The sequence below is a fragment of the Pedobacter sp. HDW13 genome, assembly GCF_011303555.1.
In the GTDB taxonomy this organism is placed as follows: domain Bacteria; phylum Bacteroidota; class Bacteroidia; order Sphingobacteriales; family Sphingobacteriaceae; genus Pedobacter.
In genome coordinates this window covers 3,799,276-3,815,358 of the sequence record NZ_CP049868.1, presented here as the reverse complement: position 1 = coordinate 3,815,358, position 16,083 = coordinate 3,799,276, and the positions used below count along the sequence as shown (strand labels likewise).

Annotated in this window: 12 protein-coding genes; 6 read left to right on the top strand and 6 right to left on the bottom strand. The window is 39.2% G+C overall.

All coding sequences use genetic code 11. The annotated features are described in order from the left end of the window. Positions 1-79: 79 nt before the first annotated feature. Positions 80-430 carry a hypothetical protein gene (locus tag G7074_RS15945; RefSeq protein WP_166209739.1) on the top strand — a complete coding sequence of 117 codons (351 nt, stop codon included), beginning with the start codon at positions 80-82 and terminating at the stop codon, positions 428-430. Between the two features lie 49 nt (positions 431-479). On the opposite strand, the gene G7074_RS15940 is transcribed toward G7074_RS15945, so the two are convergent. From G7074_RS15940 to G7074_RS15930, 3 genes are all read right to left on the bottom strand, one after another. Next, positions 480-1,850 (bottom strand): RagB/SusD family nutrient uptake outer membrane protein, encoded by a 1,371-nt coding sequence (locus G7074_RS15940; protein ID WP_166209736.1) that lies wholly within the window; start codon positions 1,848-1,850, stop codon positions 480-482. Positions 1,851-1,861: 11 nt separating this feature from the next. Further along, on the bottom strand, positions 1,862-4,930 hold the full coding sequence (locus tag G7074_RS15935) for a SusC/RagA family TonB-linked outer membrane protein (protein ID WP_166209733.1): 3,069 nt from the start codon (positions 4,928-4,930) through the stop codon (positions 1,862-1,864). Positions 4,931-5,056: 126 nt separating this feature from the next. Continuing rightward, a complete protein-coding gene (locus G7074_RS15930) occupies positions 5,057-6,394 on the bottom strand; it encodes a TlpA disulfide reductase family protein (RefSeq protein ID WP_166209730.1) in 1,338 nt (445 codons plus the stop codon). A 957-nt stretch (positions 6,395-7,351) separates the two neighbouring features. On the opposite strand from G7074_RS15930, the gene G7074_RS15925 reads away from it, so the two are divergent. The 3 genes from G7074_RS15925 (at position 7,352) to G7074_RS15915 (ending at position 10,162) form a co-directional block, all read left to right on the top strand. Beyond that, complete coding sequence (locus tag G7074_RS15925; protein ID WP_166209727.1) at positions 7,352-7,711, top strand: helix-turn-helix domain-containing protein; 360 nt, start codon at positions 7,352-7,354, stop codon at positions 7,709-7,711. Between the two features lie 16 nt (positions 7,712-7,727). Beyond that, positions 7,728-7,958 carry a hypothetical protein gene (locus tag G7074_RS15920; protein WP_166209724.1) on the top strand — a complete coding sequence of 77 codons (231 nt, stop codon included), beginning with the start codon at positions 7,728-7,730 and terminating at the stop codon, positions 7,956-7,958. A 347-nt stretch (positions 7,959-8,305) separates the two neighbouring features. Further along, positions 8,306-10,162 (top strand): ATP-binding protein, encoded by a 1,857-nt coding sequence (locus G7074_RS15915; protein WP_166209721.1) that lies wholly within the window; start codon positions 8,306-8,308, stop codon positions 10,160-10,162. 37 nt (positions 10,163-10,199) lie between these two features. Here the strand turns inward: G7074_RS15915 and G7074_RS15910 are convergent, their stop codons facing one another. The 3 genes from G7074_RS15910 to G7074_RS15900 form a co-directional block, all read right to left on the bottom strand. Further along, positions 10,200-11,453 carry a DNA cytosine methyltransferase gene (locus G7074_RS15910; RefSeq protein WP_166209718.1) on the bottom strand — a complete coding sequence of 418 codons (1,254 nt, stop codon included), beginning with the start codon at positions 11,451-11,453 and terminating at the stop codon, positions 10,200-10,202. A gap of 134 nt (positions 11,454-11,587) precedes the next feature. Then, positions 11,588-11,941 (bottom strand): very short patch repair endonuclease, encoded by a 354-nt coding sequence (locus G7074_RS15905; RefSeq protein WP_240916322.1) that lies wholly within the window; start codon positions 11,939-11,941, stop codon positions 11,588-11,590. 102 nt (positions 11,942-12,043) lie between these two features. Further along, positions 12,044-12,448 (bottom strand): very short patch repair endonuclease, encoded by a 405-nt coding sequence (locus G7074_RS15900; RefSeq protein WP_240916561.1) that lies wholly within the window; start codon positions 12,446-12,448, stop codon positions 12,044-12,046. Between the two features lie 248 nt (positions 12,449-12,696). On the opposite strand from G7074_RS15900, the gene G7074_RS15895 reads away from it, so the two are divergent. Continuing rightward, entirely contained in the window at positions 12,697-14,958 is a 2,262-nt protein-coding gene (locus tag G7074_RS15895) for an AAA family ATPase (protein WP_166209715.1), read from the top strand. A 278-nt stretch (positions 14,959-15,236) separates the two neighbouring features. Then, the gene (locus G7074_RS15890; protein WP_166209713.1) at positions 15,237-16,031 is read left to right on the top strand and encodes an HNH endonuclease; all 795 of its coding nucleotides are present in this window, start codon (positions 15,237-15,239) and stop codon (positions 16,029-16,031) included. Positions 16,032-16,083: the final 52 nt, after the last annotated feature.

The window sequence follows — 16,083 nt, the reverse complement described above, 5'->3', positions numbered from 1 at the left end:
GAAGGTTATATCCAAGGCTTTCTCGGCAGGTCTGCCTCAAAGACAATGCAACAATTTATTTCATTCAAAGAACATTAACATGAATATCTTCAATACAAAAAGTATCCTTGGCGCAGCTGCCATGGTACTTATTTTAGGCGCTAGCGCCTTTACCATTTCAAACCAGTCAACTGCAGCAAAAAAACGCACTACTGTTTACTGGAAATATAATGCAAACAGTCAAAGCTTGGTTTTTGATGAAAACCAGTACAGTATGGTCGGCTCTCCTTCGGCTACTGGCTGTGATGATGATCCGCATCCCCTTCCATGTGTTTTAGAAGTGGATGAGTCTATCGACACCAGACCAGAACTAGAAACCTACTTAGCGGGTTTCTCTACTACCCAGGATATCGCTGATGCAGCAATAAGCCGTAAGGAAATCAATCCTTAAGCTAAGCTTTGAGAGCTGCCTGTCTCCAAGGCAGCTCTTTTTTCACCTCCTATCTTGGATTCTGCTGCATCCCTGAAAGCCGAATAACATCTTCCGGGATCGCTAAAGCAAACCGCGGATCATTTGGCGCAAGCATATATTCTTTTCCATCCAGGGTGCGCTTTAGCGTAATTGTTCTCCCTTCCTTGTTTAGCCGCTTAATATCCATCCACCTTATCCCCCTAAATACCAGTTCACGCCTTCTTTCAAGTAGCACCTGTTCGAGTGTAACTGACGCGTCAAGGCCACTTAAGGGCACATAGTTTGCTTTTTTGATCCGTTTAATACGAAGATTGTTTAGCCAGGTAAGCGCCTCAGAAGCATTCCCTTCCCTGGCTTTAGCTTCAGCTAAGTTCAACAGTAGCTCATCTGTAGCCACCCCGCAAAACAGCGACGCTGACCCTTCGTAACTTCCTTTAAAGATGGTGGAGGCTGATGTCCCTGCCTTAAAGAAAATGCTACGCCTGAGATCCTCTATTGGGTAAAGGGATAGCAGGCCATCAGAAATTCTGGCCCTGGCCTGGGTTAACTGCGCCGGCGTTGAAAAGTGGCTGGCATAGATTACTTCGGGGTTAAACTGCACTAAGGGAAAATTGGCAGTGGTAGAAAGGCTATTGTAATCGATCAAAGTGCTATTGAGAGCGAGTCCCTTTGATGCATATTCCCCTGCTAAGGCATAACGCCCCATATATAGGTATAGCCTAGAGAGCAGGCCATAAGCAGCCCCTTTCGATCCCCGCATAACATGCAGTGGCTTTTCAGGCAGTAATCTTGCCGCTTCAAGTAAATCGTTCTCAATCTGTACAAAAGTCTGCGCTAAACTAGATCTAACCGATGGGGTATTGTAGTCTGGATCTAACCTTAAAGGAAGCCCAAGGGTACTTTCTGCAGTAGCAGAATCATAAGCAAGGCACCAAATGGCTACAGCCTGAAGATAACATTTCGCCCGGATAAATAACGCCTGTCCTTTGATATCCTCATAGCCTGCACCTAAGGCATCCTTGCTGCTAGCTTCCAGTGACTGAAGCACAGTATTGGCTAAAAATACAGGTTGAAAGGTATCGCGCCAGGGATTTGATACCGGGGCAAAGATATTATCTGCTTCCCAGAGATAAAGCCTTCGCTCCTGCTCTGTCCTTGCCGCCCAGTCAGCGGAGGTCAAGAAATAATCATCGCTGCTAGCCTCACCCGAACCTGCTTCCCTGAAATTTACGGTTGGGTAATAATCCATTAATGCCTGCATATCTTTCAGGCTTGTTACCAGAGAAAGGCTGCTGTCAGGCTTGTCCTCCAGCAGCTTTTTACAGGACATCAGCCCTGGTATAGTGGTAATGGCTAGTATAGCCACCATCACTATTGTTATATTTTTTCTCGTTTTCATTATTGCATGCTTTAAAATCCGGCCCTAAAGCCTATTGAAAAATTACGGTTATAACTAAGCAAAGAATTTCCAAGATATTCCGGGTCTTCATCTCCTGCCTTCCAGATCAGCCCTAGGTTACTTACATTCGCAAACAGAGATGCCCGGGCCAATCCTGCCTTTTTTGCCAGTCTTAGCGGGAGACTATAATCCAGATTAATAAAGTTTAGCCTGATATGGTCACCTCTTTTAATTAGCACTTCTGATCCCAGATAAAATGCATCCCTCGCAGTATTGCTGGGATAAATCTCTGAGGGCACATGGGTATAAAGCTCATCGCCAGGCTTCTGCCATCTTAGCGCGAAATCCGAGTGCCCAGGAGAGTAACCGTTGAGCGAAGAATAGCTGATAGAAGGGCTACGGTAATAATAACCCAGCTTAAAAGTGAGTTGCACGCTTAATGCAAAATTGCCATATGAAAAAGTATTGCCCAGTGAGCCAAAGAACACTGGTGTTGCCGACCCAAAGTATTTTGGTCCGTCGTCGCCTACGGCCTGCGTTAAGGCTGTATAATCTTTGCTTGGGACTCCCTTTAGTATTCCCAGAGGATCTCCATTTACCGGATCAAGCCCTGCCCAGCTGTAACCATAAATCCCATAAAGGGGTTTTCCGACCACGCCCGATACCCTGGCACTGCTGATATCAATCAATGCGGGGCTAAGAAAATAAGCTTTCAGCCGGTCACTGTAATAAGAAAGATTTAAATCACTTTCCCAGTTAAAAGTCCCTTTGATATTTGCTGAATGCAGTACCAAGTCTACCCCATTCCCTCGCATCCTGCCTGCATTGCGAACCACGGTTGTAGATACCCCAGTAGTATAGTCGATCGGGTAAGGAACAAAAAGGTCTGATGCATCTTTGCGGTAATATTCGATGCTACCCGAAAGTCTGGAAGAAAGTGCAGAAAAATCTAACCCAATATTTAGCACACTAACCTTTTCCCACTTTAGCCCAGGATTATAATACCTATCAGGCTGCGCGTAGGCACTGCCGATATATGGGGATACTGATCCATAACGGATGGTAGTCACTGCTGTCTGGCTGGGATCTGCATTGCCGCTTTTGCCGTAAGTCACCCTTACTTTGAGATATCCAGGAAGGTTTCCTTTATAAAAAGGCTCCGAAGATATCGTCCAGGCAAGCCCTGCTGAAGCAAGCGGTTTCCACTTGTCTTTTACAGCGGCACCAAAAAGGTTCGATCCATCAGCCCTTGAGCTGAGGGAAAGGGTATAGCGGGATTTAAATGTTAGCGCAGCGCTGGTAAAGCCCGAAATATATCTGTTGATTTTCTCTGATGCTGAAACGCCTTGAGGGATGCGGGTTTCAAACCCAGTCACCAGATCAGGAAAAAAGGTGGTATAATCTACTGCCACTGAACTTAAGTTCGATGGATCATAACCATAAACCCTACTTCCTAGGGCCGAAGACCTTAATGTTCTGATTTCAGTCCCAGCGATCGCAGAGAGCGAGAATTGCCCAAAACTGTTCTGGTAATCTAGCTGACCTCTTGCCGCTGTTGATTCAAGTTCAGAGCCACTGCGGGATAAAATCCCACCGATTGGCACTTTTAGTACTGGAGGGCCTGAGGAAGGAAGCTGCGTAAAGGAATTGATCAGGGAACGGGCAGCATAACTCTCCACTGTGGAAAGGTGATTAGTAGCCTGGCTTTGCCGCTCATACTGATAGCGAAGCTCAGCAGAAAGTCCTTTAAAAAGATTAACCTTTAGAGAGGCATTGGGCAAGATATCCTGAAGCAGCCCGGTACTGGTATCCTGAAGGTAATCCTGCAAAGGGTAATACTTCCAGTCCAGTAGCCTTCCCCCTCCGAGCTGCGAGAGGTAAGAACTGCTAATATCCCGGATGATGGGAAGGTCATTTCCACTGTCATCCCTAAAGCGGGCATAAGGATAGAGCACATTGCCACGGAAGAGAATATCGCCATAACCTGGGGCCCCTGACCCAGTTGAACTCTGGGTATAACGCAAGCCAAAGGATAATTCAACACCTTTAGTAAGGATTGCCCGTGCTGAAAAGCCCAGGGCGGTACGCCGGAACTTTTCGGAAAGCACGCCAGTACTCTCATCAAAACTTACGGAGCTGCGCCAGGAGAACTTGCTTGATCCCCCATCAAGGCTTAAATTGTACTGCTGGTTAATTCCCCTGCGGTAAAGGTAGCGTTCAAATTCATCGCGTACATCAATTCCTTTTAATGCATTGATCTGCGCATTTTTTTCTGTCTCACTTAAATTACTGGTCAGGATTTCAACCACCGGACTAAGCGCAGGGTGCTCGGGAGAGGAAAGATCGGACGCATAGGCACCCCTGGAATACTGGAGTATCTCCTGATTAATGTAGTCAGGGGTGCTAATCACTTTCAGCTGATATAAGTCTGGCTGCTTTACCAGCGTTGCGGCCGCGGATAGATTAATGGAAAGCGGTGAATTCATTTTTCCTTTTTTGGTAGTGATGACAATCACTCCGTTCCCGGCCCGGGTACCCCAGATGGATGCAGCTGCTGCGTCTTTAAGCATTGTGATACTTTCCACGTCATTGGGACTTGTGTTATTTAAGTCCCCTTCATAAGGGAAATTGTCCAACACAATAAGTGGACTTCTAGGCCCAGATATTGAGCTGAGCCCCCGGATAGTAAAATTACCCTGGCTATTGGTAGTCCTATCGATCACAAGTCCGCTAGTAACTGCTTCCAGCCGGGAGAGTACCGAAGTACTCACTTGGGTGTTCAACTGCTTCTCTGCTATCAAAGTAAAAGACCCTGTGGCACGTTCCCTAGTCAGGCGCTGATAGCCTGTCGAAACGGTTACTTCGTCTAACTGCTGCTCAAGTGGTACTAACCTAACCTGCATGGATAAGGAAGCGGGAAGTTTTAATAGCTGATAAGAAATGTGGCTAAAAATAAGCGTATCTCCCGCAGCGCAGCTGATTGTAAAACTGCCATCAGCTGCTGTAAGGGAAACGCCAGGTGAAGCGCCTACAATCCTGACGCGTACAGCAGCAACACCATCACCATTAGAGCCAGACACTTTACCGGAAATTCGCTGCTGGGCGACACAAGTGCTCGGGCTGCACATAAAAAAAATAGACAGGCAAGGCAGCAGGATATATATCAGGGACGATATTTGATATTTTAATTTCATAAGCGCATCTTTTTAGTTTTTGAGGTTAGTTCTATTGCGGATGACAAACCACTGCACTTCCCGCTCCGCCTCCTTCAGCTCCAAACCCAAAGAGGATAGCACTGCTTCCAAAGCAGATCTGTCAAGTGGTCCATAACTGCCCACTGCTGTTGTCTCGCCACCAGTCCCATCAACCAAGGGCATGGAAACCCCGCCCTGCCCGTTTTGCGTACGCACAAAGGTTACCAGGCTCCCCTTAGCATCAGAGCGTGGAGTAGGCAATTTGCCTTTAAAGGGCTTCGCGACTTTAGCCTTGGTTATCACCAGGCACCTAGTTACCTTTTTTTCTAAAGTGCCACTATAACCTGAATACCGGTTCAGATCATCCAGCATAATGGAATAGAGCTCGGCAGACCTTTCAGTAGGCATCCAGAGTTCATAGGTAGCGCAATATTTGCGGTAGGTTTCCTCCCCAAGAGATAAAGGGAGCTTTAAAGTAGCAGAATCGTGTGATTCTATTACACAGCGGATGATATCGGGGTATAGCTGCTTTGCTGCATAGCTATATAGATTAAATAAAGGGCTATTGGCATGCCTGATCCCCCGAACGATTTTTCCAGAATAATAAGAGTGTGGCCCAGGGCCGGTGCCTGCAATATGTCCCCGGTAAAAAGAGGAACTGAAGGATAACTGGTCAAGTGGTCTCAAGTCAGATGAAAAAATGGGACGAGATAAGTCCTGATGAACATTTGGAGCAGGGTTAAACCGCTTATCTCCAGAATACGCAGCGCGGATATTCTCCGCTTTAAGCTCAAATTTAGTAGTGGTGGTAATGAGCTTGCCTGCAGGCGATATCCAGACGAAATGCGGATTGCCCTGATGAGGGAAATAAGTTGAAAGGTTATTTTTTCCAATTAGTGTTGTCAGCTTATCAGCCCAGGAAGCGGAAGTCTTGCGATTAAGCAGCGCAAGTGCCCCTTCCTCTTTTTCATCAGATACAGGAATTAAAGCAAGACTGTCTGGAAACTGTTGCTCCAGCGCATGCCCCTTAGGAAAAGAAGCGATACAGGTCGAGCACCAGCTAGCCCAAAAATCCAGGATGATTAGCTTTCCCCGGTATTTAGAGAGGGAAACCTGCTCGAATTTACCTGAAGGGAGGCGCAATTTCAGTGGTTCATTCCACAGTGCGTCCGGGATAGTCTGGCCAATGGCAATCTCTTTTGGGGGTACCTGACCATAGGACGAACATTGAAAGAGTACAATAAACAGTAGGCTAAAGCATAAAACAGTATTTTTCAAGCCTAAAGAGGATGAAAAGTTTGGGCATGGGAATTCCCTTACGGAAAATTCCGTTATTTTTTTGAAAGACATAAAACTCAAGGTTAGTTAGGCCATCGCTGATTGAATACAATAGCGAGAGCCAAGTGGTTAGTTGATAGTGATAAATAAAAAGGGCAGGAACATCATTAAAGAACCTATTTCTACTAGCCGTAAAGGCCATTCCTGCCCTTTCACATCATCAGGTGGGATTTTTGGGCTTTAATGCATAAAGCCGATCAAATGAACTAAAGTTAGCCTGGCTCATGTCTGCAGATTATTTTAATATATTGGTAAGAAAAAGCTAATGAAAAACCAGCCCTTCCGCATTTAAATATGTAGATGCGGATACTGTTTTTGTTATTAGGAAAAAGATACCTACCTTGGGATTGCGAAAAACCATAGTGGTGTGCCTTGCCTAATTAAGCAATAAAGGGCTGGTACCAAGTTAAATTAACCTACAGTGACTTTGTGCGCTCTCATCACACGAGCCTCTGTTCTTTTGGGCTATATTTTTACTTGGAAATTCTAGTCCACATTACGATGGAGAACAAATAACGTTCTTTATTAGAAGTTTAAGGGAATAATTGAATACTACTTCCTTGAAGGGAAACAATTTGATGGTGCTTAATTTTTTCGTTTTCATAAACGGTTAATTTTTATGTAAAACGATGTACCCACGAAGCAAGAAAGGAAACCAGACTGGTAAAACCAATAGGACGAACTCCAATGCGTTTGATAGAGGTACCGTCAAGAACCGCTTAAGCCTAAGCCTAAGTTCCACAAAAGACTTACATGAGGTTCGCCCTATTGAATAAGATATCACGAAGATAGCAAAATCCAATAGAAATGGCGAACTCACGATCTGCCCATGTGGAAAGTTTGACGGTTTTCTACCATGAGTGACATCGTAAAAAGCAAGGTTTTAGCCCTACTCTATTTGTCGCTATAAATAACTGATAACAAATATAGTAAAATAAATTTAACGCTCCAAATAATCGGATCAATTTTATGAAATATAATTCAACTATAATATCGCAATTAGACTATGAAATCATTCTTAAGGTTAAGACCTTAAGGGAGAAAAGAGAACTATCTCAAAGAGATTTGAGCGAGGAAATGAATCTAAGCAAAAGTTTTGTAGGAAAAGTCGAAGCTTTAGGTCAGCCAGATAAGTACAGTATAAGACACCTAAATCTAATTGCTAAAGCTTTAAAGTTAAAATCCGTTGCAGAATTAATTCCGAACGGTATTCAAGCCCATGATATGATAGAAATAATTTATGAAAAAGTTCCTAAGCTGAATAAGGACGGTGGCCAGAGTAAACAGTTTGAGGAAAGGATAATTGAGGTAAAGGAAATAAAGAAATAATTTCAAAAAGATATCTATGAATTATCAAATTGAAATAACAATAAGCACTACCACTGTGGTAGGTAAAAAGTACCCTATATATAAAAATTATTTTGAAACCGGCGATGCAGAATTTTTAAGAAAGAATAGTGATATGTTTGAGTTTGATATAAATTTATCAAATGCGGATCCGGCCCACTATGAATACAAATTCGATGTCGATAGCGGGAGTTGCGAATTAGTATCAATGAGAGCAGTCCTTAAATAGGGATATCATTGTAAATAAGCCCATAGTCACTTAAACGTTAGTATAGTAATCATCATATTTTTTGGAGATTAAAAGCGAGAATATGTCTGAAAGCCCTTTTCGTAGACTTTCTCGGTAAGTTAGATAATTAAATATAAAAATGATTAAACTTTAATCTAAATGAATAACGAACAAAATTCTCCAAAGTATAAATATGAAATTACAATAAAGGCAAGAAACTTTCATTATGATAATTTCAGTAAATGGTCGACTTACTTTTATGTGGTATATCCAGCCTTCTAGGTGGAATACCCAGCGATTTACTAAAGGGGCAGATAAAACTTTAATTTATAATATTAAAAATAAACATGGAAAATAACGCTAAACTCACACTTAAATTTGATCCCAATACCATCGAGCACTTAGGCATTTCGTTATACTCTAAATTACCAAGCGTACTGTCAGAGTTAATATCGAATTCATGGGATGCAGATTCCGATAGTGTATCAATAAAATTTTATGATACTGAAACGGTTAAAGAAATAATCTATCAGGATTTTGGTGAAGGAATGACATTTGATGAATTGAATGAAAAATATTTATTAATAGGGAGAAATAGGCGCAGAACAACGAATGAAATTACGGCCAAAGGCAGAAGCGTTATTGGAAAGAAGGGGCTTGGTAAATTAGCTGTATTTGGTATTTGTGATGAAATCGAGATAATATCCATTAAAGATAATCTTGAAAATCATTTCATAATGAATCTAATGGATATAAAAGCAAGTCAAAATAATGCATATAATCCCAAAATAGTAAAAAAGAATACACCTTCCGAAATTGCAGACAATGGTTTAATTCTCAAGTTAAAAAAAGTAAGAAGAAAATCAGGATTCAACCTTGATGAACTCGCGATTTCTTTATCTAAAAAGTTTCTGATTTTTGATCGGATGTCTACTACTTTGTACTTGAATGACTTGGAAGAAAAGGAGGTTACGAACGAGCTTAAATTTACTGATCTAAAAAAGCAGTTTGAATGGAATTTTCCAGATGACAAATATGATGACAACTACACATATTCAAGCAGAATTAAAGGGACAATAATCACGGCAGAGACACCAATCAAAGACACTGAGATGAGTGGTATATATTTAACGTCGAGGGGAAAAATTGTTAATACTGCAAGCTTTTATGGTTTAAGGGACAATGATCAATTCCATAGTTATGTTACTGGTTATCTAGAAGTTGATTTTATAGACGAATTTGATGAAGATGTAATATCCACAGATCGGCATTCGTTAAACTGGGAAAATGATAAAACAAAGGAACTACAGAGCTACATCCAAAAAGTTGTAAAAAAAATTGGTAGTGAGTGGCGGGAAAAAAGAAGTTCTCTAAAACGGTCAGAAATTAAGCACCATAAGGATTTAGACATTCAAGATTGGCAAGACACTCTGCCGACTTATGAGAGAGAACTGAGTAACAGAATTATCGATCCAATTTTAGAAAACCCTAATATAGATATTGAAGAATCGAAAGAAATAATAAGTAATGTAATCGATAAGTTTGAAAATAAAACCTTCAAAGAGTATGCCTCAAGAATTGCTGATGTTTCAAAACCTGAAGATATCCCAACATTATTAAGACTAATGGATGATTGGAAAATGATTGAAGCTAAGCAATTTAGAGATTTGGCTTTTTCTAGGATAGAAGTAATAAAACAATTTGAAGAATATATTCGGACCAATACTAGAGAGGTGCCCACACTTCATAATTTCCTTAAAAAATTCTCTTGGTTGTTAGACCCAAGGATTTTAGAATTCAGAGATGAGGTAACTTATACAACCCTTTTAAAAGAAACCTTTCCAGATGATCGACTTGATCTAAATAACAGAAGGATCGATTTCTTATGCAGTAATGCACTGGGTGAAATTTTATATGTTATCGAAATCAAAAGAAGTAATTTCAAAGTAGATCAAAACGCGCTAGAACAAGCCTATGAGTATGGAGCATTCTTGAAAGATAGATATTCCTCACAAAGTGGCTTTTCTAAAGTTGTCTGCTACGTAGTAGGAGGAGAAAAAGCTGAAGACAACCTTTTCAAAAGAAAAGAACAAACCTATATGCAATCGGGTGAGGTGTTCGTTAAAACTTACAGAGAATTGCTCGAACAATCAAAAGAATATCATAGGGAATTTATCGAAGCATATAATGAACATCAAAATTAATTGAAATAAATTTCAATTAAGGTAAAGTTGAATGCTATTATTTCAACTTTACTCTTTTAATAATTTGATCAGCTATAGATTGCGCCATTAATGCAGGCACCGCATTCCCAATCTGCTTAAAAGCAGCTGTACGGTTAGCACCCTCTTTCACACCTTCAAAATAGAAATCATCGGGGAAAGATTGTAAACGAGCTGCTTCACGAACACTAATTGATCTGTTTTGTAACTGATCTGGATGGATATAATAATGTCCATCCTTCGCAATATGTGCCACAACGGTATGAGATGCATTTAAATTAGCCCCAACAACTTTAAAACGATCGAAAAAGGAAGTTCTGTTATCGTGTGTTTTCAGATGCTCAGGAAGATCATTATAATTTAAGCGTTCCTGATTATCGTTCCATTTTCCGGTAGCTATCCGGTAAATTTCTTTATCTTGAGCATTATGTGGCCTCGCTATATGTTGGGTAAGCGTATCAATGCCATTTCGGATATGCGCATTGGCCAGATAATCGTTACTGGTAGAGGCATATTTTGTAAACTTATCTACCCCACCCCCTGCCTGTAAATCCGGCAAGTCAGAAAATAAATCAGAAACCATACCGCCTATCCCGCTTTTAAAATTACCCAGATCTGGTAAGTTTGGTGTAAAATCATCTTTCCAGCCTATTATGATAAGCCTGCGTCTTTTTTGAAGTACCCCAAAGTTTTCTGCTTTCACAGAAAACACATTTATTTTATATCCCTTTTTAAGGAAAAGCTTCTCCATGTTATGCAGGTAAACACCTTTTCCAGCTGACTTTAAACCAAGCACGTTTTCAAAAACGAACATTTTGGGTTGATATCTTTCAAGGTATTTAGCATACTGCACATAGAGGAAATTTCTGGAATCACCTTTCATTCCATCATCTGAACGGGCTCTGCCAACCAAGGAGTACGCCTGACAAGGAGGACCACCAATAATTAAGTCAACCTCCTTGCCTGCTAATTGTCTATCAATAGCGCCAAAAATAACAGGATTATTTTCCTCTCCAATGGCTTTATTGATTACCGAATTTTTAAGCTCTTCAGGTATAAAAGAATATAGCTCATTCCGATTTATATTTCCCTTAAGATAATCCAGGTAGTTCTCGAAAAGATTATTTGACTTTAGGTAGTGGTAAGCAGCCCTGGTTTTTAGTGTATAGCAAGCAGCACTGTCGATTTCGACATGAGCAACTGGCTCAAAACCAGCTCTTTTGAAGCCTTCGGACAAGCCGCCTGCACCAGCGAAGAGGTCTATATAGTTCACGTTAATGTCTAATAAATTTGTGAAGATAGCAAAGATTTTTTGGCAAAACGAAAATCGTTGCACTTTAAAGAAAGCTTCCTATAGCACTATTGATGAAATTAGCCCGTTTAAAGTTATGCAACGTAATTTCGGCTTTAACTCACACTCCCATATTTCAATAACCTGCCAACCTGATTTTTTAGCGTCTCGATTTCCATGATGTCTTTCGTTTTATTACCAGTAATCTTGTTTAGCCGCCATTCAGTATTAGTTTTTGGGATTACCTGCATTGATCGTGACCATGCCAGAAGCACCCCCTGTATAAATATAACAGTTTTGTATTTTGGTAACACAATCTCGGGTTTGCCCGGTAAATCTTTAACTTGGAGGCGGCATCTGAAACCATTGGCATGCAGAAACTGCCGCACCAGCATTTCGGGTTTGGTATTTTTACCCTTGATGCGGCTCATGTTGTATGAGCGGATTTCTTTACTGTGTACGTCTGCCATTTAATGATAAACACTATTTTCTCAACTTTGTGCTCCAATGAATCAAAGAGACTGTTCTTAATGAAAGGTTAAACAGTGAAAAAAAGTTTGCTATTACTAGGGCTAATTAAAATCTGGGATCTTACCCATTCTACAGGATTCAATATACAGCAACACTTGGTTCACACATTTTGGAAGCTCCTTTAAAACCTGATGATCCCAAAACCTCATGACTGTGAAGCCTTGTTCAGAGAGGGTAATGTTGACTTTCCTGTCGCGCTCCATGTTCCGCTCAATTTTGGCCACCCAGAAATCAACATTGCTTTTAATCTGTATTCGTTTGGATTCCCAGTTGTATCCATGCCAGAAACTGCCATCCACGAAAACAGCAAGCCTATGTTTCATTATAAAGATGTCAGGTTTCCCAAAGACTAAATCAGAATGTATTCGGAATCGGATGTTTTTTTCCCAGAGCGCCCTCCTTAAAACCAATTCAGCCTTTGTATCCTTTGACCGAATCCTTGACATAATGAAGCTTCGCGAAGAAGTTGCGGAATAGCATGTCCTACCGTTGGAATGCATGGGTTTAATTTTCTTTTTTCCAGCCATAAATCAACAACAGCCAACAAGTATTTATGTTTCGAAATAACTAATAGCTTACTGGAACGGTAGATTTATTTTATCTACTAATTATCACAAGCTTAAAAAGCCACTTTATTCTCTTAGTTAGTTCAAATAGTTAGCTTTGCTTAATCTTAAATAAACGAACTCGTAATATGTTTAAACTGTTAGCATTAAAACTAAATAAAGATTCCGTATTTCAAAAAAAGCTTGTCATTGACACTTTATATAAGTTTTCAAACGACACTATCTTTTTGGATAAGTATGGGAATGAATTACAAGAAATAAAGGATTATCGGTCCATCAAGAAAATCAACACTGTGCAAAATTACCCCACAACTTTATATGACATAGAAAGGGATGGGAGTGATATTCATGTGCATGTAGGAGCTCTTCTGGGGCGTAATGGATCTGGTAAAAGCAGTATTTTAGAAATGCTCTACTTGTTAGTTTTTTGTGTTTCAGAAAATAAAGGCTTAACGCACCTTCGTAAACGACTTCAAACTAAAACAGTTGAATTTCCCGAAATTATTCAATGGAAGGCATTGCTTGAAAGTGTGGATAATACACTTGACTCTACTGAAATTGAATTATATTATCAAGTAGGGGCTGAACAAATTTTGATCCGGAAAACCAAAAGTCAGGTTAATCAATTCTCACTCGAAAATGGAACATGGAAACGCCCTGGGTTTAATTACGAAAAATTGTTTTACACTATTTGCGTGAATTATTCTCAATATGGGTTAAATGCATCGGGTAATTACTATTGGCTACAACCATTATTTCATAAAAACGATGGCTATCGAACGCCGATTGTGCTTAATCCTTTCAGGGAGAAAGGCAACATTAATATTAATATCGAATTACATTTAGCACAAACGCGTATACTCACGAACTTGAGCCATGAACAGTTCACAACTAAAGACTTAACTAACAATAAGTCAATCAGCAGCATTAGTGTTATTATCCGGCCATCGAGACTTGGGTATGTAGAGGATATTGATCTTATTGATTATTACCTTAAATCAAAAGATGAAACCAAAATAGATTTGGCGGATCTGTTTACGGAGATTTTAAGGTTTTTTAATATACGATCCGTAAATGATTTGCGAGTAAAAACAACCAAAGATAATTTAGGAACTTGGTTTAATTTGGCAAAACCATTTGATAGGTTTAAAATAAAAAATGTTCAAGATAATTTTACTCCGAATGAAATGGATTTTCAACTTGGACTATATATTGTGACTAAATTAATTAAAATAGTTAATACTTATAGTGAATTTCAGAAATATGCAGAAGCTTATGTAGATAAAGATGGTAAATTTCAATTCTATTTGATTAGAAACATTCAGGACTTCGTTAAACAGATTTTAACCGATCAAAGCCACATCACCCTAAAACTTAGGCAAGCTGTAAACTCATTTATTCACCAGCAATTCCATAATAAAAAATGGACTACCTCACAGGATGAAGAGTTCCCGGAATTTCCTGTTTATAGCATGTCTTTAAAATTTATCGAGTTTGAGAAAGTAGTTCAAAATGCGTTTAGTGAATCGCTTTTAAAAAATAAAACGTTAGCACAGTTTGTACCGGTCGCATATTTCCGACCTTCAATAAATATATCTGACGGTTTAAAAGAGTTTCCTTTCTCTCAGCTAAGCTCAGGAGAGCAACAACTTATTCATTCTATACATTCAGTCCTTTACCACTTGCTTAATCTTGACTCAAGAGAGGGGGCGAAATATGATTATAAGTATATCAATTTAGTTCTCGATGAAATTGAACTTTATTATCACCCTAGTTATCAGCGTGATTTTTTGAAATTTTTGTTAGAAAACATCCAAAGATGCCACTTGAAATATATCAAAGCAATAAACATACTTTTTTCAACACACTCCCCCTTTATTCTATCCGATATCCCAAACACAAATGTGCTAAAATTAGATGAAGGAAAACCTTCAACAGGAACTACCACTCCAACTTTTGGCGCAAATATACACGAGATGTTAGCAGATTCTTTTTTTCTAGATGAAAGTTTAATTGGAGCTTATGCAGAAAAAATTATTTCTAAATGCATTGATACACTAGAGCATATTCGGATATTTAAGGAAATTGAAGATCTCATTAGAAAAAAAACAAAAACGCTCGCAGAGAAAAAAATAATTGCTGACCACAAGGCAAGGATTAAAGCATCGGAAATTGTAACAATCGATTTTAGGCACGAAATAGAAGAGGAAAAAAAAAGCAAGAAATTATATCAAGTTATCAATATGATTGGTGAGCCGATTTTACGTTTTAAATTAATGGAAATGTATGAGGAAGTTATCTTAGATGGCAGTGATGATCACAAAAAGTTAATAAAAGATTATATCAACCAATTAATGAACGAACATAACTTAAAACCAAATGAATTATAACTATGCTTTATCTAGACCCAGCTAGTCCGACGATATCTTCTGCAAGGACAATACACCATCAATACATGAGGTGTTATGTTAACAAAAAAATAGGTGAGCCCGCTTGCTCAAATGCTGGCTGTATAATATGCACAAGCGGTATCCGTCCAGTGAGTCGTCTCAAAGTGTCGATCAAAACATTTCTACTTCGCGATAACAACATTGACAAAATTTTAATCGGCGATCCATCAACGTTACAAAAGACAAACATTTTTTTTTGGAACGAAATGCTGCCCACAATGAATTTAAGTAAAATATATCCTTATCTAATAGATTTTTCAGCAGAGAACTTGAAAAAGAAAAGCGTTAATTTCCAATCAGAATATAAACTCATAAACCCCTTTGTAAAACAGTTGAACAGTATTTTTAATTACAAATGGTTTAATAGCAATACCAATGTAATCTACAGTTCCTACAAACTTTGCCAAAAGTTAGACAGATATACTTGTACTTATTGCAACCGTAGTTACACATCAACCGTAATCACAGAAGCAAAAAAAACAGTAATAAGGCCTACCCTCGACCATTGGTTTCCCGAATCTAAATTTCCCTTATTAGCTATTTCATTTTATAATTTGATACCATCATGTAGCTCTTGTAATAGTTCTGTGAAAGGAGCTGGTATCCAATTGTTAAATAAATATATTCATCCTTACGTAGACCAGACGCAAAGCGAAGATTTTGAATTTGATTATGGTTATACCTCTCTTCGCGGCTTCAGAATTTTTGTCAACGATACATCAAATGGGAATAGGCAAGGATTCAAAGCCAAAAATACAATAGAAGCAATGTACATAGACGAGGTATATAATAGTAATATTTCAGAGTTACGAGATATGATAACTATTCAAAGAAACTATTCTTTAGGATATATTGATAAAATGCAAAAAATGTTAAGGTCAAAAATGAGTAAAGAAGAAGTTTATCGATTACTATTTGGAGTAATTTACGATCAAAACAACTTTCACAAGCGACCTTTAAGTAAATTTAAAAAGGATATTTTAAAGAAATTAGGAATGCTAGCGGAGATGTAAAATACAAGCATGGATAAAGCTGTCTACGCGGGCATTTATTGATAAGTTTATT